Genomic DNA, 20,270 nt, shown 5'->3' on the forward strand with positions numbered 1-20,270 from the left:
TGTCGTGCTGGCTTCTCGCCTCGAACGACCGAGCGAAAGCGTTGAACAGAGAATCGTTGTACATGATCCCTCTCCGCGTGAGTTCCGCTACAAGCTGAAACGAAAGCAGTTACTGGACCGTTCCTCAGGCCGCTTCGAATCAGCGTGAGCACATGACGATCATTGGACACCTTGGTGCCAACTCGACGCAACGCACAACGTAGGCACTCGTTGAGTTACGAACAGGCACATGCCTGTTATTTGTGCGAATCTATATCTATCTTCGCTCATTTCCAGAAAATGTCACTTGGTCGCAACATCCGGGCAATACCGGAGACGTAGTCCATCCGGCACTGCAGCATAGCGACCTGCCAGCGGCAAACTTATGACGCTTGTACGGCGAAGCCTTGCGTGCCCCGTTCATCTTCCTGCTGCAATGCAGTGCGTGGATGGCTTGCAGCATGGCAGTCACGGCACGCGCGCAGCAGTGTGTCAAAATCGGTCGCCAGCCCCTCGGACCGAATGAGGATGCGATCGGCCTGCGCGCCGCGCGAGGCAGCGCGGATGCAGGAGAGCTGGTGCTGCAAGGCCGGAGTCGGCGTCAGCACGATCATCTTGTGCCCGCGGTCGTCTTCAGCCGAAACCTCCGCAATCGAGTCCCACAACAGAAATTCATTGCCGATGCGGAGATCACGGATGCCGTAGGGGGTGACGATCACCACCGGTCCCCGTTCAGCGGGCAGCATCCAGATCAGCCGGCCGGTCAGCAGGCCGAACACCACGACGCCGGCATAGCCGACCGTCGTATCGTAGATGCCAAGCCCCTCCCACCAGTCAAAGGCAAGAGTCGCACTCAGCAGCGTCATCACGAAGCTCGCCGCGACCAGGAGCCGCAGAGGGGGCGTGCATGGATTGATTTCGAGATCGTGGGTCGCGTCGCCGCATACGGCCGGCGCGGCCGATTGCGGGCTGCCGGCGACGGCGGGCATCGGGTCGTCACGATGTGGGTGCATGCTTTCCCCCAAGCACGGCCATTCGCGACCAAGCCACGATGCACGGCGGACCGGAGTCCGTTGATGACACTCCGCGCAGCCATCAGCTGACATCACAAAGCGGCCGACGTTAGGCAACGAGCGGCCAAACCTTCCCGACCGACGATTTTTTACGCAACGCCGCCACTTCCGCCTGGATCGCCATGATCGCAACGGCGTTAGACTGGAGGGTATGACGCCCATACCCTGGATCGGTTCCCTCCCGGGAGCATGTAAGCTAGAGAATAGCGCGTCAGGACCGGCGCGGAAACCCCTCGCCCGCAGGCTTGGAGATAAATAAGCATCATGAATCCCGTCAAAGAACTGGAAAAGCACGGACAAGCCGTCTGGCTGGACTTCCTCGCCCGTGGCTTCATCGCCAAGGGCGACCTGAAGCGGCTGATCGACACCGATGGCGTCAAGGGCGTCACCTCCAATCCGTCGATCTTCGAGAAGGCGATCGGCAGTTCCGACGAATACGACGCCTCGATCGGCAAGGCGCTGAAGCGCGGCGACCGGACCGTGGCCGACCTGTTCGAGGCCGTCGCAGTCGAGGACATCCAGAACGCCGCCGACGTGCTCCGCCCGGTCTATGACCGCCTCAAGGGAGGCGACGGCTATGTCAGTCTCGAAGTCTCACCCTATCTTGCCATGGATACCGCCGGCTCGGTCGCCGAGGCGCGGCGGCTCTGGAAGGACGTCAATCGCAAGAACCTGATGGTGAAGGTCCCGGCGACGCCGGAGGGCCTGCCGGCGATCGAGCAACTCATCGGCGATGGCATCAGCATCAACATCACGCTGTTGTTCTCCAGGGACGTCTATCTCCAGGTCGCCGAGGCCTATCTCGCGGGCCTGGAGAAATACGTCGCAGGCGGCGGCGACCCGTCGCACGTGGCCAGCGTGGCGAGCTTCTTCGTCAGCCGCATCGACACGATGGTCGACAAGCAGCTCGACGAGAAGATCGCCCGCGCCAACGACCCCAGCGAGAAGGAACGTCTCGCCGCACTCAAGGGCAAGGTCGCAATCGCCAACGCCAAGCTCGCCTACCAGGATTACAAGCGCCTGTTCTCCGGCCCGCGCTGGGAGAAGCTCGCCGCCAAGGGGGCCAAGCCGCAGCGCATGCTGTGGGCGTCCACCGGCACCAAGAACAAGGACTACAGCGACGTCCTCTATGTCGAGGAGCTGATCGGCCCCGACACCATCAACACCATGCCTCCGGCAACGCTGGATGCGTTCCGCGACCACGGCAAGCTACGCGACAGCCTGGAAGAGAATATCGACGACGCCGCGCGCGTGCTGGAGGAGCTGGAGCGCTCCGGCGTCTCGCTCGAGGCGATCACCGAAGAGCTCGTCAAGGACGGTGTCAAGCAGTTCGCCGACGCCGCCGACAAGCTCTATGGCGCGGTCGCCCACAAGCGCGCGACCGTGCTCGGACCCGCGCTCGACCGCCAGCAGCTCTCGCTTGGCGACGGGCTCGGCACGGCCGTGGCCAGGAGCACCGAGGAATGGCGTGCATCCGCAAAGATCCGCCGGCTGTGGCAGCGCGACAAATCGGTCTGGACCGGCGCGGACGAGGACAAATGGCTCGGCTGGCTCGACAGCGCGGCGAAGGCCGACGTCGCCGACTATGAGGACTATGCGAGCCGCGTGAAGGGCCAGAAATTCTCCGACGCCGTCGTGCTCGGCATGGGCGGATCCAGCCTCGGGCCCGAGGTGCTGGCCGAGACGTTCGCGCGGAAGTCCGGGTTCCCGAAGCTGCACGTGCTGGATTCCACCGATCCGGCACAGGTGCGGGCAATGGAAGCGAAGATCGACATCGCCAACACCGTGTTCATCGTATCCAGCAAGTCCGGCGGCACCACCGAGCCGAACGCGATGAAGGATTATTTCCATGAACGCGTCGCGCAGGCGGTCGGGCCGAAGGTGAAGACCGGCCATCGCTTCATCGCGGTCACCGATCCCGGCTCGTCGCTGGAGAAGGCGGCCAAGAGCCTCAACTACGCCCGCGTCTTCCATGGCGAGCCGTCGATCGGCGGACGCTACTCGGTGCTCTCGCCGTTCGGCCTGGTGCCGGCGGCAACCGCGGGCATCGACGTCAAGACCTTCATCAAGCACGCGCTTGCGATGGCCCGCTCTTGCGGTCCGGACGTGCCGCCAAATGAGAACCCCGGCGTCCAGCTCGGCCTTGCCATGGGTCTCGCCGGCCTCGAAGGCCGCGACAAGGTGACGATCCTGTCGTCGAACAAGATCGCCGATTTCGGCGCATGGGCCGAGCAGCTCATCGCAGAATCGACCGGCAAGGAGGGCAAGGGGCTGATCCCGATCGCCGGCGAGCCGCTTGGCGATCCCTCGGTTTACGGCAACGACCGCTTCTTCATCGACATCCGCACCGAAGGCGAGGCGGACGCCGCACATGACTCGAAGCTTGCCGCGATAGAAGCGGCTGGCCATCCCGTGGTGCGCATCGTCATGAAATCGATCGACCATCTCGGCCAGGAGTTCTTCCGCTTCGAGATGGCGACCGCGGTGGCAGGCAGCATCCTCGGCATCAACCCGTTCGACCAGCCGGACGTGGAAGCGGCCAAGATCAAGACCCGCGAGCTCAGCGCGTCGTTCGAGAAGACCGGCGCCCTGCCGGCGGAACGGCCGGTGATCAGCACGGATCAGGCCGATCTCTACACCGACGAGGCCAACGCCACGGCGCTCCGCGCCGCCGGCGCCAACGGCGACCTCACCTCATGGCTGAAGGCGCATCTCTCGCGCTCCAACCATGGCGACTATGTCGCCCTGCTCGGCTACATCGCGCGCGACAAGGCGACGATCGACGCACTCCAGACGATGCGGCTCGAAGTGCGCGAGAAGCGGCATGTTGCGACCTGCGCCGAGTTCGGCCCGCGCTTCCTGCACTCGACCGGGCAGGCTTACAAGGGCGGGCCGGACAGCGGCGTGTTCCTCCAGATCACGGCCGACGATGCCAAGGACCTGGCCGTGCCGGGCCAGAAGGCAAGCTTTGGAATCATCAAGGCGGCGCAGGCGCGCGGCGATTTCGACGTGCTCACCGAGCGTGGGCGGCGCGCGCTGCGGGTCCATCTGAAGGGCGGGCTCAAGAAGGGTCTCGCCGCGCTCAACGCCGCGCTCACGGACGCGCTGAATTAGAGGAATATCTCCATGCAACTCGGCATGATCGGCCTCGGCCGGATGGGCGGCAACATCGTTCGCCGCCTGATGCGCCACGGCCATTCGACCGTGGTCTACGACAAGGACGCCAAGGCCGTTGCGGGCCTCGCCGCAGACGGCGCGCAGGGCTCGGCGACGCTGGAAGAGTTCGTCGCAAAACTGGAGCGGCCGCGCACCGCCTGGGTGATGCTGCCGGCCGGCCGCATCACCGAGACGACGATCGACTCGATCGCGGGCGTGATGCAGGCCGGCGACGTCATCATCGACGGCGGCAACACCTTCTGGCAGGACGACGTCCGCCGCGGCAAGGCGCTGAAGGAGCGCGGCATCCACTATGTCGACGTCGGCACCTCCGGCGGCGTCTGGGGTCTCGACCGCGGCTATTGCATGATGATCGGCGGCGAGAAGCAGGTGGTCGACCGGCTCGATCCGATCTTCGCCGCGCTCGCGCCCGGCGCCGGCGACATTTCACGCACGGAAGGACGTGAGGGGCGCGATCCCCGTATCGAGCAGGGTTACATCCATGCCGGCCCGGTCGGCGCCGGACACTTCGTCAAGATGATCCATAACGGCATCGAATACGGCCTGATGCAGGCCTATGCCGAAGGCTTCGACATCCTTAAGAACGCCAACATCGAGGCGCTGCCGGCGGACCATCGCTACGATTTCGATCTCGCCGACATCGCCGAAGTGTGGCGGCGCGGCAGCGTGATCCCGTCCTGGCTGCTCGACCTCACCTCGACCGCGCTCGCCGACAGCCCGGCGCTGTCGGAATATTCCGGCTTCGTCGAGGATTCCGGCGAAGGACGCTGGACCGTGAACGCGGCAATCGACGAAGCGGTCCCGGCCGAGGTGCTGACTGCTGCGCTCTACACACGTTTCCGTTCCCGCAAGGAACACACCTTCGCCGAAAAGATTCTTTCCGCGATGCGCGCGGGTTTTGGCGGCCACAAGGAGCCGAAGCAGCCGGACGCGGCAAAGCCCAAGTAAAAAGCCCAAGTGAGAGCCAACCAAGCGAAGGCCAACCGTTCGTGACCAAAGACCCGCAGCCGCAGCGCAAGCCGGAAAATTGCGCCTTCGTCATCTTCGGCGTCACCGGCGACCTCACTCACCGCCTCGTGATCCCGTCGCTCTACAATCTCGCCGCCGAAAACCTGTTGCCCGAAAAGTTCTGCGTCGTCGGCGTGGCCCGCAAAGGCCAGTCGGATAACGAGCTGCGCGACAGCCTGATGAAGGGCCTGCGCGAGTTCGCGACGCGCCCCGTGGACGACGTCGTCGCCCGGCAACTGCTGCAATGCGTCACCTTCGTCGAGGCCGACGCGAAGGATCCGCCGTCATTCGACCGCTTGCGCGAACATCTGGATTCGCTGGAATGCGCGCGAGGCACCGGCGGCAACCGCTTGTTCTACCTCGCGACCCCGCCGGCGGCATTCGCACCGACCGCGCGCGAGCTCGGCCGCACCGGAATGATGAAGGAGAACGGCGCCTGGCGGCGGCTGGTGATCGAAAAGCCCTTCGGCACCGACCTCGCCTCGGCGCGCGCGCTGAACGCCGAACTCCTCAATATCATGGAAGAGCACCAGATCTACCGGATCGATCACTATCTCGGCAAGGAGACGGTGCAGAACATCATGGTGCTGCGCTTTGCCAACGGCATGTTCGAGCCGATCTGGAATCGCAACCACATCGACCACATCCAGATCACTGTGGAGGAGAAGCTCGGTGTCGGCCATCGCGGCGGCTTCTACGACGCCACCGGCGCACTGCGCGACATGGTGCCGAACCATCTGTTCCAGCTGATGTCGCTGGTCGCGATGGGGCCGCCGACCCGTTTCGATGCGCATTCGGTCCGCTCGGAAAAGGCCGAGGTGCTCTCTGCGATCCAGCAGCCCAGCGAAGAGGAAGCGCTGAGAAGCTCCGTCCGCGCACAATACCTTGCCGGCCGCATCGGCGATGACGAGATCCCGGACTACCGCAAGACCCAGGACGTCAAGCCCGGCAGCACCACCGAGACCTATGTCGCGCTGAAGCTGATGATCGACAATTGGCGCTGGGCCGGCGTGCCCTTCTATCTGCGCACCGGCAAGGCGCTGGCGCGCAAGCGCACGGAAGTCGCGATCAAGTTCAAGCAGGCACCGCTGTCGATGTTCTCAGGCACGGCGGTCGATCGCCTGTCGCAGAACTTCCTGACCATCGGCATTGCGCCGACCGAGACCATCGAGCTTCAGTTCAACGCCAAGATTCCGGGACCGACTGTCACCATCGACGGCGTGGAAATGAAGTTCCGCTACGGCGATTATTTCAGGGCCGATCCGAGCACCGGTTACGAGACGCTGATCTACGACTGCATGATCGGCGACAACATCCTGTTCCAGCGCGCCGACGGCGTCGAGGCCGGATGGCGAGCGGTGCAGCCGTTCCTCGACGCCTGGAAAAATGCGGGCACCAACGGCATCGAGACCTATCCGGCCGGCAGCGACGGCCCCGCCTGCGCCGACGAACTGCTCCGGCGCGACGGACGAAGCTGGCGGAAGTTTTCGCGATGAGCACGGCCGACCAGCCGAAGCTGATCGTCGCGGCCGATGCCGAAGCCCTCGCCCACACTGCTGCCGAGCGAATGATGGCGCGGATCGCCGCCAATCCCGGCCAAATTGGGATCTGCCTGACCGGCGGCTCCAGCCCGAAGAAGCTCTATCAATTGCTCGGAAGCGATGCCTGGCGCAGCAATATCCCGTGGGACCGCGTGCACTGGTTCATCGGCGACGAACGCTTCGTGCCCGAGAGCGATCCCCTCAACAACATGGCGGTCGCGCGCGCGACCTTTCTCGATGGCAACGCGCCGTCCGGCCATATCCACCCGATCCCGACCACGACTGACAGTCCCGACCGCAGCGCCGATGTCTATGCGCGCGAGCTGCAGGGCTTCTATCGCGCTGAAAGCCTCGATCCGGCGCGGCCGCTGTTCGACATGGTTTTGATGGGCGCGGGCCCGGACGGCCACACCGCCTCGCTCTTCCCGGGCTACCCCGCGATCGAGGAGACCAAGCGCTGGGTCGTCGGAGTTCCGAAGGCCAATGTGGCTCCCTTCGTCCCCAGAGTCTCGCTCACCCTGCCCGCGCTGGCGTGCTGCCACGAAATGCTGTTCGAGATTGCCGGGCAGGACAAGCAGGCGATCTTGACGCGCCTCCTCAATGGCGAGAATCTGCCCGCGTTGCGCGCGCGCTCGAATGGTGAGACCGTCTGGCTGGTCGACCGGGCCGCGCTTCCGGAGGGAATTCGTGGCGGGCGTTGAAGCACCTTGTGCGTTGATCGTGATGGGCGTGTCGGGTTCAGGCAAGAGCACGGTTGCGGAGGCGCTCGGCGAGCGGCTCGGCTGGCGGTTCGAGGACGGCGACAGCTTTCACCCCGCCAGCAACGTCGAGAAGATGCGGGCCGGTCATCCGCTCACCGACGAGGACCGTTGGCCCTGGCTCAACGCCATCGCCGACGAGATCGCGCGGGTCTGCGGACGCGGCGAGCACGTTATCATCGCCTGCTCGGCGCTGAAGCACACCTATCGTGACGTGCTGCTGCGCGGACGCGACGACGTCCGCTTCGTCTTCCTGAGGGGCACGAAGGAGCTGATCGCCGCCCGTCTCGCGCAACGCAAGGGCCATTTCATGCCGCCCGAGTTGCTGACGAGCCAGTTCAACACGCTGGAGCCGCCGGAGGCGAGCGAGCACGTCATCTCCGTTTCGATCGACGAGTCCGTCGAGGCGATCGTGGACGGCGTGGTGCGGCAATTGAGATTGGTCGCGGACAAACGCAAGGCCATCGAACCTGAGGTCACCGAACCCAAGGTCCTGCCATGACGCCAATCTCACTCGTGGTCTCCGACGTCGACGGCACGCTGCTGACCAAGGACAAGACGCTGACCGACCGTGCGAAGTCCGCGGTGCAGCGGCTGCACAAGGCGGGCATCGGTTTCACCATCACCTCGAGCCGCCCCGCGATCGGCATGCGCTTCCTGATCGAGCCGCTGGCGCTCTGGCTGCCGGTGGGCCCCTTCAACGGCTCCTCGATCATCGATCCCGAGATGAAACCGGTCGAGCAGCACCTGATCCCCGCAAGCGCGGCTGAACGGTCCTTGCAAATCCTCCGCGAGTTCGGCGTCGACATCTGGCTCTTCACCTACGACAAGTGGCTGATCGACAACCCAGGAGGCAAATACGTCCCGCACGAGCAGCACACGATCCGCTCCGACCCGACCATCGTGGCGGACTTCTCGCCTTACCTCGCGAGCGCCTGCAAGATCGTCGGCGCCAGCGCCGATGCGGCCGGGCTCGAGCGCTGCGAGAAAGTGATGCAGGAGGCGCTCGGGAGCGAGGCCACGGCTGTGCGCTCGCAGACCTATTATCTCGACGTCACCCCGCCGGGCTTCAACAAGGGTACCTTCGTCGAGGCGATGGCCAGGCGCCTCGGGATTTCGACCGACACGGTCGCCACCATCGGCGACATGCAGAACGACCTCGCGATGTTCCGGGTCAGCGGCGTCTCGATCGCCATGGGAAACGCCACCGACGACGTCAAGGATCAGGCCACTAACGTCACCGCGACCAATGAGCAGGACGGTTTTGCGGAAGCGATGGAGATGATCCTGAAGCGGAACGGAGTTCGCTAAGCCGCTATTGCGACCGCTGCACCGCCGGCTTCTCGCTCTCCTGCCTTGCCGCCGACAGATTATGCGCGGTGTTGATCAGCGCGATGTGGGTGAGCGCCTGCGGGAAATTGCCGGTTTGGCGCCCGGCATCTGAATCATATTCCTCGGCGAGCAGCCCGACGTCGTTCGCGATGCCGACCACGCGATCGAGCAACATCTGTGCCTTGCCGAGATCGCCCGACAAGACATGAGCATCGGCCAGCCACAGGGTGCAGGCCAGGAACGCACCCTCGATCGGCTGCTTCTCTTCGGAGACTTCACGCGGATCGTGGCGCAGCACGAAGCCGTCGCGCATTATGTGCTCCTCGACGGCGGCGATGGTGCCTCGGATGCGGAGGTCCGATGCCGGCAGGAAGCCGACCGCCGGCAGCAGCAGCACGCTGGCATCGAGCAGTTTTGAGCCATAGGACTCGACGAAGGCATTCTCCTGCGCGTCAAAGCCCCTGTTGCAGACGTCGCGATGAATCGCCTCGCGCAAGGTGCGCCAATGCAGCAGCGGCGCCTTGAAGCCAAAGGTCTCGGCACTCTTGATGCCGCGATCGAAGGCGACCCAGGTCATCACCTTGGAGAAGACGTAGTGCCTGGGCTGCCCGCGACGCTCCCAGATGCCGTGGTCGGGATGATCCCAGACCTCGGCGAGGTGATTGAGCACGGCGCATTCCAGCGCCCAGGACTCCTCATCGAGCTTGAGCTTGGCCATGCGCGACTGGTGGAATGCGTCGATCAGCTCGCCATAGACGTCGAGCTGGAGCTGCGCATGCGCGGCGTTGCCGACGCGCACGGGCTGGGCGCCCTCATAGCCGTCGAGCCAGCCCGCCTCCCATTCCAGCAATCGCCGCTGGCCCCAGATGCCGTACATGATCTGCATGTTCGCCGGCGAGCCGGCGGCCGCGCGCAAGAGCCAATTGTGCCAGGCCAAGGCTTCATCGGTGTAACCGGAATTCATCAGCGCCAGCAGCGTGAAGGTGGCATCGCGCAGCCAGCAGAAGCGGTAGTCCCAGTTCCTGGCGCCGCCGAGCTTTTCCGGCAGGGAGGTGGTGGGCGCCGCAACAATGCCGCCGGTCGGGTCGAACGTCAGCGCCTTCAGCGTGATCAGCGAGCGCACGATCAGATCGTGATAGTCGCCGTCGCGAATGCACTGACTGCACCACTCCTGCCAGAACTTCTCGGTCTGCTGCAGCGCGATCTCCGGGTTGATCGGCTTGGGCGGATCGAGATGCGAGGGGCCGTAGGTCAGCACGAACGGCACGGTCTCACCCGCTTTCACCTCGAAGTCGGCAACCGTGGTCAGATCCTCGCCGCGGGTCTCGACCGGCGTCCGCAGCACCGTCATGTCCTGGCCGCAGATCGCCAGCAGGGAATGGTCGATCCGCCGGACCCAGGGAATATCGGCGCCGAAGCCGAAGCGAATGATGAGCTCCATCCGCATCTTCACTGTGCCGCTGACGCCGCGAACCATCCGCACGATGTCGGAGGCCTTGCCGCGCGGCGGCATGAAGTCGATCAGGGCGACGGTGCCGCCCTTCGTCTCAAAGCGTGTTTCGAGGATGAGGGTGTTGCCGAGATAGCGGCGCGAGGTCGTGGTGACGTCCTCGCTTGGTGCGATCAACCAGCGGCCGTTCTTGTGCGTGCCGAGGATTGCGGCGAAGCAGGCGTCGGAATCGAAGGCCGGCCAGCACAGCCAGTCGATCGAGCCGCTGCGCCCGACGAGCGCCGCCGTCTCGCAGTCGCCGATCAGCGCATAGTCCTCGATCTTCTGCGACAATGTCTTGCGAGCCTTGGAATTAGCCCTTGGAATTAGTCCATGGAAATCCCCGGCTGGTCAACTCCCGCCGGTCAGTGAACGTTCCCGCGTCGCGGCTATCAAAGCCGCGAGATCGATCTTCGAGGCGATCTTGTCGAGCGCGACAGGCAACCGCTGGCGCCAGTTCGGATGCTCGTCGATCGTGCCGGGAATGTTGGGCTGGTCGATCACGCCGAGCAGATCCTCCAGCGACACCGCGAGCAGCCGCGAGGGCGTGCGCGACAGGAAGGCCAGCACCGAATAGAGATCGTTGGCATTGATGCCGTTCTGACGCAGGACCTCGTCGAGCATGCCGAGCGCATCCCAGCGCGCCTGGTCGTTCTCGCCGGGGTCAAGTCCGAGCGAACGCTTCATCTTGAGATCGCTGAAGGAGCGCCAACCCGCATAGGTGCACAGATCATGCGTGTTCAGTGTCACCAGCGCGTTCGGCCGGTAGTAGTCGACATTGCGGAAGTGACCGGCGTCGTCGCGTTCGAACATCATGACGAGGTAGGACCAGATGCCGAAATCCTGCATGGTCTCGCGAAAGCCTTCCGGCACGGTACCGAGATCCTCGCCGATCACGATACATTTATGCGCCGCGCTCTCACGCACCACGGCGCCAAGCAGCGCCTCGAACGGCATCTGCACATAGGCGCCGTTGTCCGGCTTGAAGCCGCGCGGCACCAGATAAAGCCGCTTCAGCCCAAGCACGTGATCGAGCCGGATCGCGCCGGCATGGCGCATCGAGGCGGCCAGCATGTCGGCGAACGGCACGAAGGACTTCGCTTCCAGGCCGCCGGCGTTGAAGCCGGCCAGGCCCCAGTCCTGGCCTACGGTATTGAGTACGTCGGGCGGCGCGCCGACGGCGAGATGGCGCGAGATCGCCATCTGCTCGTTCCAGGCATCGAAGCCGTTGGACTGCACGCCGACGGCGACGTCGAGATAAAGCCCGACCCGCATGCCGAGCTGGCCGGCAAGCTCCTTGGCGGCGTGCAGTTGCAGATCAGCCGTCCATTGCACGAATTCGACGAACTCGACCTCGCGCTTGTCCGGACCGTTGCGCAACTCGGCGCATTTTGCATCAATCGGCTGCTGCCATTCCACCGGCCACTCCCACCACGGCGCCGTGAAGCGATGGCGCAGCACCTCGAAGCAGGCAAAACGGGACAACAGCGGAGCGCGGTCGGCACGGAATGCGTCAAACTGATTGCGTCGCACACCGCTTGCCTTTGTCACGAAGCTGTCAAAGACGGCCCGCAGGCCGCGCCATTTCAGCGCCGCCATGTCGGCATAAGGCACGCGATCGCCTTCGCGCAGGCGCGCGGCGATCGCGGCCGCGTCAGGCACGAGGTCCGCCGAATATTCCGGAATCGCCTCGACGTCGATATAGAGCGGATTGAGGAACAGCCGGCTGTTCGGCGAATACGGGCTGCAATCGGCCGGATGGTTGTCGAACAGCACGTGCAGCGGATTGAGCCCGACGCCGTCGGCCCCTAACTGCTTTGCGAGCCGGACAAGGTCCGCAAGGTCCGTGAAATCGCCGATGCCCCAATTGCGGTTCGAGCGGATGCTGTAGAGCTGCACGGCAAGCAGCCAGCCGCGGTCGAAATCGCCGCCGAAGGCGCGTTCGGGCGCCACGATCATCGGAACCTCTTCGGTCACCCCGTCGGCATCGGTCAGCGTCAACCGGTGGTAACCGAGCGGCAGGCCGTCGGGCCAGGCAATTACGGGCTCGCGCGTCTCGCCTTGCGCGATCACGTTAGCGTTGCCGATGATTTTCCATTTGAGCGGCGGCGCGCCGGTGGCTACCAATTCCGTCCGGGGATGTCCCAACGCGCGAACCACGACGGGTCCGCTGACGAAGCGGTAGACCCGCTTTTCCGGCAGGGCGTCCAGGATGGATTTGAGGGCTACGGGATCGGTGACCCGCAGCTTTCCGAGGGCGTCGATGAATTCCGACTGAACGCCCTTGATCCGGGCTTGAACTAAATGATCCATTCGGCACGCAGCTTGCAGGCCACCCTTTTGCCGGGGGCATCGATTTTAATGAGGCAGCGAAAGACGTTAGTCAGGGTTAACTCGCAGACCGCATCTGCTGTTCCCGCGGGGAACCAATGACACACAAGCGGCTTTCTATATAGGTATCAAACGTAGGTTCCCGACAAGGGAAACGGGCTCCTGCTTTCTTGTCAATGGCATCACCGTGAACAAGACAATTCAAACTGTCGAGAGTGCCGCAGCCGGCGGCGTTTTCCTTGTCGAGGACGTCTATCCGTTGATCGATGGCGGCCGCTTCGCTGTAAAGCGGATCGCGGGTGAGCGCGTCGAGGTCTGGGCCGACATCTATCGCGACGGCGACGCCGTTGTCAGCGCTGCGCTGATCTGGCGCCAGGAGCAGGACCGGGAATGGCAGAGCGAGCCTATGATCCATCACGGCAATGACCGCTGGTCAGGCTCGTTCACACCCGCTGAGCCCGGTCAGTATATCTATGCGATCGAAGCCTGGACCGACGAATTCGCCACCTGGTCCCACGGGGTTGCGCGCAAGCGACGCGCGGGTGCCGATGTCAGCCTCGATGCGATCGAGGGCGCCGGCCTCCTGACCAAGGCGCATGGCGCGCGGCGGGACGCCGCGACGGTCATCGTCAGACAGTGCGAGGATTATCTTCAGACCGGCAATGTGACCTCGCTGCTTGCAGCCGATCTCGGCGAGGCCATGGCCGAGAGTCAGTCGCGCCCGGACCTGACCTGCTCGCCGCAATTCCCGCTCATCATCGATCGCGATAGGGCGCGCTTTGGCGCCTGGTATCAGATGATGCCGCGCAGCCAGAGTCAGATCCCCGGCCAGCACGGCACGCTCCGCGATTGCATCGCGCGCGTGCCCGATATCGCCGCGATGGGTTTTGACGTGCTGTATTTCACGCCGATCCACCCGATCGGCCGCACGCGCCGCAAGGGCCGCAACAACGCGCCGGTGGCAAGCGAAGGCGATCCCGGCTCACCCTACGCGATCGGAACGGCCGAGGGCGGCCACGATACGCTGCATCCCGAACTCGGCACGATCGAGGATTTCCGCGCGCTGGTCGCGACCTGCCTGGAATACGGCCTCGAGCTCGCGCTCGACTTCGCCGTGCAGTGCTCGCCGGACCATCCCTGGCTGACGCAGCATCCGGAGTGGTTCAAGTGGCGGCCGGACCGCTCGGTGCGAACGGCGGACGTCCCCTATTCGGACATCGTCATCCCCGATTTCGCCTCCGTCGACAGGACCGGGCTGTGGAATGCGTTCCGCGATGCCATGCTGTTCTGGATCGACCAAGGCGTCACCATCTTCGCCATCGACAATCACGACACCGCACCGCGCGCATTCTGGGAGTGGCTGATCCGCGACATCCGCCGGCGGCATCCCGAGGTGATCCTGTTCTCGAAAACCTTCGCACGGCCGAAGCTGATGAAGGGCCTCGCAAAGCTCGGCTTCGCGCAGTCATTCACCTATTTCCCCTGGCGCACGGAGAAGTGGGAGCTGGAGCAATATCTCGACGAGCTCACCCGTTATCCCGAGCGGGACTTCTATCGCCCGAATCTTTTCGTGAGCACGGCCGACCTGCTGCCCTATCATCTCCAGAGCGGCGAAGCCTGGGCGTTCAAGTCGCGCATCGCGCTGGCCGCGACGCTGTCGGGCTCCTTCGGTATCTACAGCGGCTTCGAGCTGCTGGAGCACGTGGCGATCCCTGGCCGCGAGGAATACCTCGATTCCGAGAAATACCAGATCAAGCAACGCGACTGGGACAAGCCCGGCAACATCAAGCCTTACGTCGCCAAGCTCAACCGCTTCCGCAACGAGAACGCGGCGTTTCAGCAGACGGCGACCTTGCGATTCCTCGGCGTCGAGGACGACGAGACGATCGCCTTCGTGAAAGAGGCGGTCGATCCCGCCAACACCGTGGTCGTCGTAATTGCGCTCTCGCGCCATGTGCGCGAATTCTGGCTGCCGCTGGGCGACGTCACGGTTGACGTCAGCGGGCAGCGACACCATGTGACGGCACTCGAAAACCTCCTCACCGGCGAACAGTCCCGCATCGAATGGGGCGGGATCAGGTTGTATATCGATCCCGACCGTGATCCGGCGCTCTTGTTCCGCTGCCTGGCGTAAGGGGCCACGCCATGAATGTTCTGTCTTCCGTCGACACCAAGAAAGTTGAGGCTGCCGAGATCGTGGACGAGCTGTGGTACAAGGACGCCATCATCTACCAGCTTCACGTCAAGGCTTTTGCCGACAGCAACCATGACGGCATCGGCGACTTCGCCGGCCTGACCGAGAAGCTGCCCTATCTCCAGGAGCTCGGCGTCACCGCGCTGTGGCTGCTGCCGTTCTATCCCTCGCCCGGCCGCGACGACGGCTACGACATCGCCGACTACGGCTCCGTCAATCCCGATTTCGGGACGATGAAGGACTTCAAGCGCTTCATCCAGGAAGCGCAGAAGCGCGGCCTGCGCGTCATCACCGAGCTCGTCGTCAACCACACCTCCGACCAGCACAAATGGTTCAAGCGCGCACGCCGCAGTCATCCGGGCTCGAGCGCGCGAAACTGGTATGTCTGGAGCGACACCGACCAGAAATACCAGGGCACGCGCATCATCTTCACCGACACGGAGAAGTCGAACTGGACCTGGGATCGCGAGGCCGGCGCCTTCTACTGGCACCGCTTCTTCTCGCACCAGCCGGACCTCAATTTCGACAATCCGCGCGTGGTCAGCGCCCTGATCCAGGTGATGAAGCGCTGGCTCGATGCCGGTGTCGACGGCTTCCGTCTGGACGCCATTCCCTATCTCTGCGAGCGCGAGGGCACCTCGAACGAAAACCTCCCGGAGACGCATGCGATCATCAAGCGCCTGCGCCAGGAGCTGGATTCCTATTCCAAGGGCAAGCTGCTGCTCGCCGAGGCCAATCAATGGCCGGAGGACGTGCAGGAATATTTCGGCCGTGGCGACGAGTGCCACATGGCCTACCACTTCCCGCTGATGCCGCGCATCTACATGGCGATCGCGCAGGAGGATCGTTTCCCGATTACCGACATCCTGCGCCAGACGCCGGACATTCCGGCGAGCTGTCAATGGGCGCTGTTCCTGCGCAACCATGACGAACTGACGCTGGAGATGGTCACCGACGTCGAGCGCGACTATCTCTGGACCACCTACGCCAACGACCCGCGCGCGCGCATCAATGTCGGCATCCGCAGGCGCCTTGCGCCACTGATGGACAACGACCGGCGCAAGATCGAGCTGATGAATTCGCTGCTGCTGTCGTTCCCCGGCACGCCGATCATCTATTACGGCGACGAGATCGGCATGGGCGACAACATCTATCTCGGCGACCGCAACGGCGTGCGCACGCCGATGCAGTGGAGCCCTGACCGCAACGGCGGTTTCTCCCGCTGCGACCCGGCCCGACTCTACGCGCCGCTGATCATGGATCCCGTCTACGGCTACGAGTCCGTGAACGTGGAGGCGCAGTCGCGCAGCCTGTCCTCGCTGCTCAGCGCCACCAAGCGGCTGATCTCGGTGCGCAAGTCGACGCTCGCCTTCGGCCGCGGCACCATGACCTTCATCCGCCCGGCCAACCGCGCCGTGCTCGCCTACGTCAGGCAGTATCGCGACGAGGTGATCCTCTGCGTCGCCAACCTTTCGCGCGCCGCGCAGGCGACCGAGCTCGATCTGTCGCCGTGGAAGGACCGCATCCCGCAGGAGATGCTCGGCCGCACCCGCTTCCCGGCGATCGGCGAGATGCCCTACATGATTACGCTGGGGCCTTACGGCTTCTACTGGTTCCACCTGCTGGAGCGCGACAAGTCCGAGCCGGTGACATCGCGCGCGGTGCCGGAGTTCGAGACGCTGGTGGTGCCGGTCAACTCGACCTGGGTGTCGCTCGCGCGCGAGCGTGGCGTGTTCGAGCATGACGTGCTGCCGGACTTCCTGTCGCGCACGCGGTGGTATCCCGAGCACAATCCCAAGCATATCAAGCCCACGCTGACCTCGGCGGTGCCGTTCTGCGACATCGGCGACAACCGGCCCTGGATCGCGTTCTTCGAAGCGACGCAACACGACGTGACCGCGCGTTACGTCGTGCCGATGCAGATCGAGTGGGTGCGCTTCGACCGCGAACGCTTCAACCCGAAAGCGCTCGCCGCCGTGCGCCAGGGCGCGCGCGAGGGCACGCTGCTCGATGTTGCGACCGGACAGATCTTTATCGGCCTGTTCCTGCGCAATTTGTCGCAGAACCTGGTGGTGGAGGAGAACAATCTGCGGCTGGAGTTCAAGGCCACCAGCCTGTTCGCCGATTACACCATCAAGGAGCCCGAGCGCATCCGCGCGATCGAGCAGTCCAACAGCACCGCGTTGGTCGACAACCAGTATGTCGCCAAGATCTATCGCCAGCTCGAAAGCGGCACCAACCCTGAGATCGAGATCGGCCATTACCTCACCGAGGTCGCACGCTTTGCCAATGTGCCGGCGCTGCTCGGCAGCGTCGAGCTGGTTGAAGGTGACCAACGCAGCGCTCTCGGAGTGCTGCACGCCTATGTCGCGAACCAGGGCGACGGCTGGGGCGTCACCACGGGCTATCTCGATCGTTATGTCGACGAGCAGCGGGTGCTGCAGCCGGGCGAGATGCCCCGCAGTACTCAGGAGCAGGCGCCTTATCTGCACTTCATGGCACAGATCGGCCGGCGGCTCGCTGAGCTGCATGTCGCCCTGGCTGCGGCAAAGCCCGACGATCTCGCCCCGGAGCCGACCGACTCGGCGCACATCAGGCGCTGGATGGCCGACCTCAAGGCGCGTGCCGAGCGGATTTTCGAGCGGCTGGCCGACAGCCGCGACGGCCTGCGGGAGGCGGACCGGCCGCTGATCGACGAGCTCACAGCAGTGCGCGCGACCCTGCCGGACCGGCTGAATGCACTATTGCCATCCGACATTGGCGGGTTGAACATCCGTCATCATGGCGACTTCCGGCTCGGGCAAACTCTGATCGTGAAGGACGACATCTTCATCATCGACTTCGACGGCGATCCGCGTCTGCCGCTGGCCGACAAGCGGCGCAAGGCACCGGCCGCACGCGACGTCGCCGGCCTGATCCGCTCGCTCGACCTGTCGGTGACCGCCGCACTCAATCGCGCGCTCGCGGGCGCCTCCGACGAGCAAGGCCGGCTCACGGCCGCGCTCGACGAATGGCGCGAACGCGCCACCGCGACATTCATGTCCGCCTACCGCGACGCCATGACCGACCGGCGGCTCTGGCCGAAAGATCCGCGATCTGCGCAAGGCCTGTTAAGGTTTTTCCTGCTTGATCACGCGTTCGACGAAGTAGAGTACGAGCTGTCCCACCGGCCTGAGGGGCTCCATGCGCCGCTGAGCGGACTGCTTCGCATTCTGTCCAGTACCGAGAGCGAAGCCCATGCCTAGACTGCCCGCCGAGGCCTACGCGATCATCGAGGGCCGCCACTCCGATCCCTTCCACTATCTCGGGCCGCATCCCGAGGGTGGCAAGAGCGTGGTGCGCGCCTTCCTTCCCGAGGCCTCGAATGTCGAGGCGGTCGGTGAGCATGGCGAGGTGGCGAAGCTCGACCGCGTCCACGAAGCAGGCCTGTTCATCGGTGCCCTGCCGAACGGCTCGAAGCACTATCAGCTGCGTGCCAGGTTTGGCGATAACGTCGTCGAGTTCGAAGACGCCTACCGCTTTCCGCCGATCCTGACCGATTTCGACCTCTATCTGCTCGGCGAAGGCACCCATCAGCGCCTCTATGACAAGCTCGGCGCGCATCCGATGCGGCTGGAAGGCATCGACGGCATCGGCTTCGTGGTACTGGCGCCCAATGCGCGGCGGGTGTCCGTGGTCGGCGATTTCAACTTCTGGGACGCGCGGCGTCATTCCATGCGGGTACGCGGCAGCGGCTATTGGGAATTGTTCATCCCGCACGCCAAGCAAGGGGATCACTACAAGTTCGACATCGTCGGGCCGAACGGCCACCAGCTGCCGCTGAAGTCCGATCCGCTGGCGTTTGCGACCGAGCTGCGGCCGAAGACGGCCTCCATCGTGTTCGACGAAGCGCATCTGCCGCGTCCGCGTCCGGCGCCTGATGGGATCAACGCGCTGTCGGCGCCGATGTCGATCTACGAGGTCCATCTCGGCTCGTGGCGGCGCAAGAACGGCGGTGAATGGCTGACCTATCGCGAGCTCGCCGAGCAGCTGCCGGCCTATGCTCGCGACATGGGCTTTACCCATCTCGAATTCCTCCCCGTGAGCGAGCACCCGTTTGACGGCTCATGGGGCTACCAGCCGACCGGCCTCTATGCGCCGACCAGCCGCTTCGGCACGCCGGAGGATTTTGCCGCGCTGGTCGATGCCTGCCACCGCGAAGGCATTGGCGTGCTGCTCGACTGGGTGCCCGGTCACTTCCCGGACGATCCGCACGGGCTCGGTCATTTCGACGGCACCTCGCTCTACGAGCACGCCAATCCGCAGCAGGGCCGTCACCTCGACTGGGGCACGCTGATCTATAATTACGGCCGCACCGAAGTAACGAACTTCCTGGTGTCGAACGCACTGTTCTGGCTGGAGCGGTACGCGATCGACGGGCTCCGCGTCGATGCCGTCGCATCCATGCTGTATCTCGACTACAGCCGCCCGCCCGGCGCCTGGATTCCGAACCAGTATGGTGGCCGGGAGAACATCGAGGCGATCGCGTTCCTGCGTCGCTTCAACACCGAATTGTTCGCGCGCTTCCCGCAGGCGACCACTGCGGCCGAGGAATCCACCGCCTGGCCGCAGGTCTCGCGCCCGGTCGAATTCGGCGGGCTCGGCTTCGGCTACAAGTGGAACATGGGCTGGATGCATGACACGCTGAACTACATCAGCAAGGATCCGATCCACCGCAAGCATCATCACGGCGAGATCCTGTTCGGCCTGCATTACGCCTTCTCGGAAAACTTCATCCTGCCGCTGTCGCATGACGAGGTCGTGCACGGCAAACGCTCGATCCTAGGCCGGATGCCCGGCGACGAATGGCAGCGCTTCGCGAACTTACGTGCCTATTACAGCTTCATGTTCGGTCATCCCGGCAAGAAGCTCTTGTTCATGGGTTCGGAAATCGCGCAAAGCCGCGAGTGGAATCACGACCAGTCGCTCGACTGGCACCTGCTCGAATACAAATACCATTCCGGCATCCAGGCGCTGATCCGCGACCTCAATCGGCTCTATCGCGCGGTGCCGGCGCTGCACCAGATGGATTGCGACCAGGCCGGCTTCGAATGGTTGATCACTGATGACGCCAACCGCAACGTGTTCGCCTGGTTGCGCAAGGGATTTGACGAGCACGCGCGATGCCTGGTGATCGTCAACTTCTCACCCAACGTCTATCGCGACTATCGCGTTCGCGTGCCCTTTGCCGGCAAATGGAAAGAGGTGTTCAATTCGGACTCCGCCCATTATGGCGGCACCAATGTCGGGAACATCGGCGAGGTCCACGCGGTTGACGGCAAGGCGCCCGAGCTCCGCCTCACCGTGCCGCCGCTCGCCGCGATCTTCCTCGTTCCTGAAAGCTGACCC

Annotated in this window: 12 protein-coding genes; 9 read left to right on the forward strand and 3 right to left on the reverse strand. The window is 64.2% G+C overall.

Going from position 1 to position 20,270, the window contains the following annotated elements; translation table 11 throughout:
* Positions 1-362 precede the first annotated feature (362 nt).
* Complete coding sequence (locus AC630_RS04725; protein ID WP_074117309.1) at positions 363-992, reverse strand: STM3941 family protein; 630 nt, start codon at positions 990-992, stop codon at positions 363-365.
* Between the two features lie 324 nt (positions 993-1,316).
* Here AC630_RS04725 and AC630_RS04730 point away from each other — a divergent pair, with 324 nt between their 5' ends.
* From AC630_RS04730 to AC630_RS04755, 6 genes are read left to right on the forward strand one after another with little or no spacing between them, the layout of a single operon-like run.
* Positions 1,317-4,166, forward strand: coding sequence for a bifunctional transaldolase/phosoglucose isomerase (locus AC630_RS04730; RefSeq protein WP_074117310.1), 2,850 nt, complete (start codon positions 1,317-1,319; stop codon positions 4,164-4,166).
* A gap of 12 nt (positions 4,167-4,178) precedes the next feature.
* Entirely contained in the window at positions 4,179-5,177 is a 999-nt protein-coding gene (gnd, locus tag AC630_RS04735; RefSeq protein WP_074117311.1) for a phosphogluconate dehydrogenase (NAD(+)-dependent, decarboxylating), read from the forward strand.
* A 41-nt stretch (positions 5,178-5,218) separates the two neighbouring features.
* Positions 5,219-6,733, forward strand: a complete 1,515-nt coding sequence (zwf, locus tag AC630_RS04740) for a glucose-6-phosphate dehydrogenase (RefSeq protein WP_074117312.1) — start codon at positions 5,219-5,221, stop codon at positions 6,731-6,733.
* The gene (gene pgl / locus AC630_RS04745; protein ID WP_074117313.1) at positions 6,730-7,479 is read left to right on the forward strand and encodes a 6-phosphogluconolactonase; all 750 of its coding nucleotides are present in this window, start codon (positions 6,730-6,732) and stop codon (positions 7,477-7,479) included. The genes zwf and pgl overlap by 4 nt, the downstream gene beginning before the upstream one ends.
* Positions 7,466-8,038, forward strand: coding sequence for a gluconokinase (locus tag AC630_RS04750; RefSeq protein WP_074117314.1), 573 nt, complete (start codon positions 7,466-7,468; stop codon positions 8,036-8,038). The genes pgl and AC630_RS04750 overlap by 14 nt, the downstream gene beginning before the upstream one ends.
* Positions 8,035-8,847, forward strand: a complete 813-nt coding sequence (locus AC630_RS04755; protein WP_074117315.1) for a Cof-type HAD-IIB family hydrolase — start codon at positions 8,035-8,037, stop codon at positions 8,845-8,847. The genes AC630_RS04750 and AC630_RS04755 overlap by 4 nt, the downstream gene beginning before the upstream one ends.
* A gap of 4 nt (positions 8,848-8,851) precedes the next feature.
* Here AC630_RS04755 and AC630_RS04760 read toward each other — a convergent pair whose 3' ends face one another.
* Entirely contained in the window at positions 8,852-10,651 is a 1,800-nt protein-coding gene (locus AC630_RS04760; protein ID WP_074117316.1) for a glycoside hydrolase family 15 protein, read from the reverse strand.
* Between the two features lie 57 nt (positions 10,652-10,708).
* On the reverse strand, positions 10,709-12,670 hold the full coding sequence (gene malQ / locus AC630_RS04765; RefSeq protein ID WP_074117317.1) for a 4-alpha-glucanotransferase: 1,962 nt from the start codon (positions 12,668-12,670) through the stop codon (positions 10,709-10,711).
* A gap of 205 nt (positions 12,671-12,875) precedes the next feature.
* On the opposite strand from malQ, the gene AC630_RS04770 reads away from it, so the two are divergent.
* Genes AC630_RS04770 through glgB form a run of 3 tightly spaced genes read left to right on the forward strand, consistent with a single transcriptional unit; the run spans position 12,876 to position 20,267 of the window.
* A complete protein-coding gene (locus tag AC630_RS04770) occupies positions 12,876-14,822 on the forward strand; it encodes a maltotransferase domain-containing protein (protein ID WP_074117318.1) in 1,947 nt (648 codons plus the stop codon).
* A gap of 11 nt (positions 14,823-14,833) precedes the next feature.
* On the forward strand, positions 14,834-18,127 hold the full coding sequence (gene treS, locus AC630_RS04775) for a maltose alpha-D-glucosyltransferase (protein WP_074117319.1): 3,294 nt from the start codon (positions 14,834-14,836) through the stop codon (positions 18,125-18,127).
* Entirely contained in the window at positions 18,120-20,267 is a 2,148-nt protein-coding gene (gene glgB / locus AC630_RS04780) for a 1,4-alpha-glucan branching protein GlgB (RefSeq protein WP_074117320.1), read from the forward strand. Before treS ends, glgB begins: the two co-directional genes overlap by 8 nt.
* Positions 20,268-20,270 lie beyond the last annotated feature (3 nt).

Source organism: Bradyrhizobium sp. AS23.2, from assembly GCF_001908185.1.
Lineage (GTDB): Bacteria > Pseudomonadota > Alphaproteobacteria > Rhizobiales > Xanthobacteraceae > Bradyrhizobium.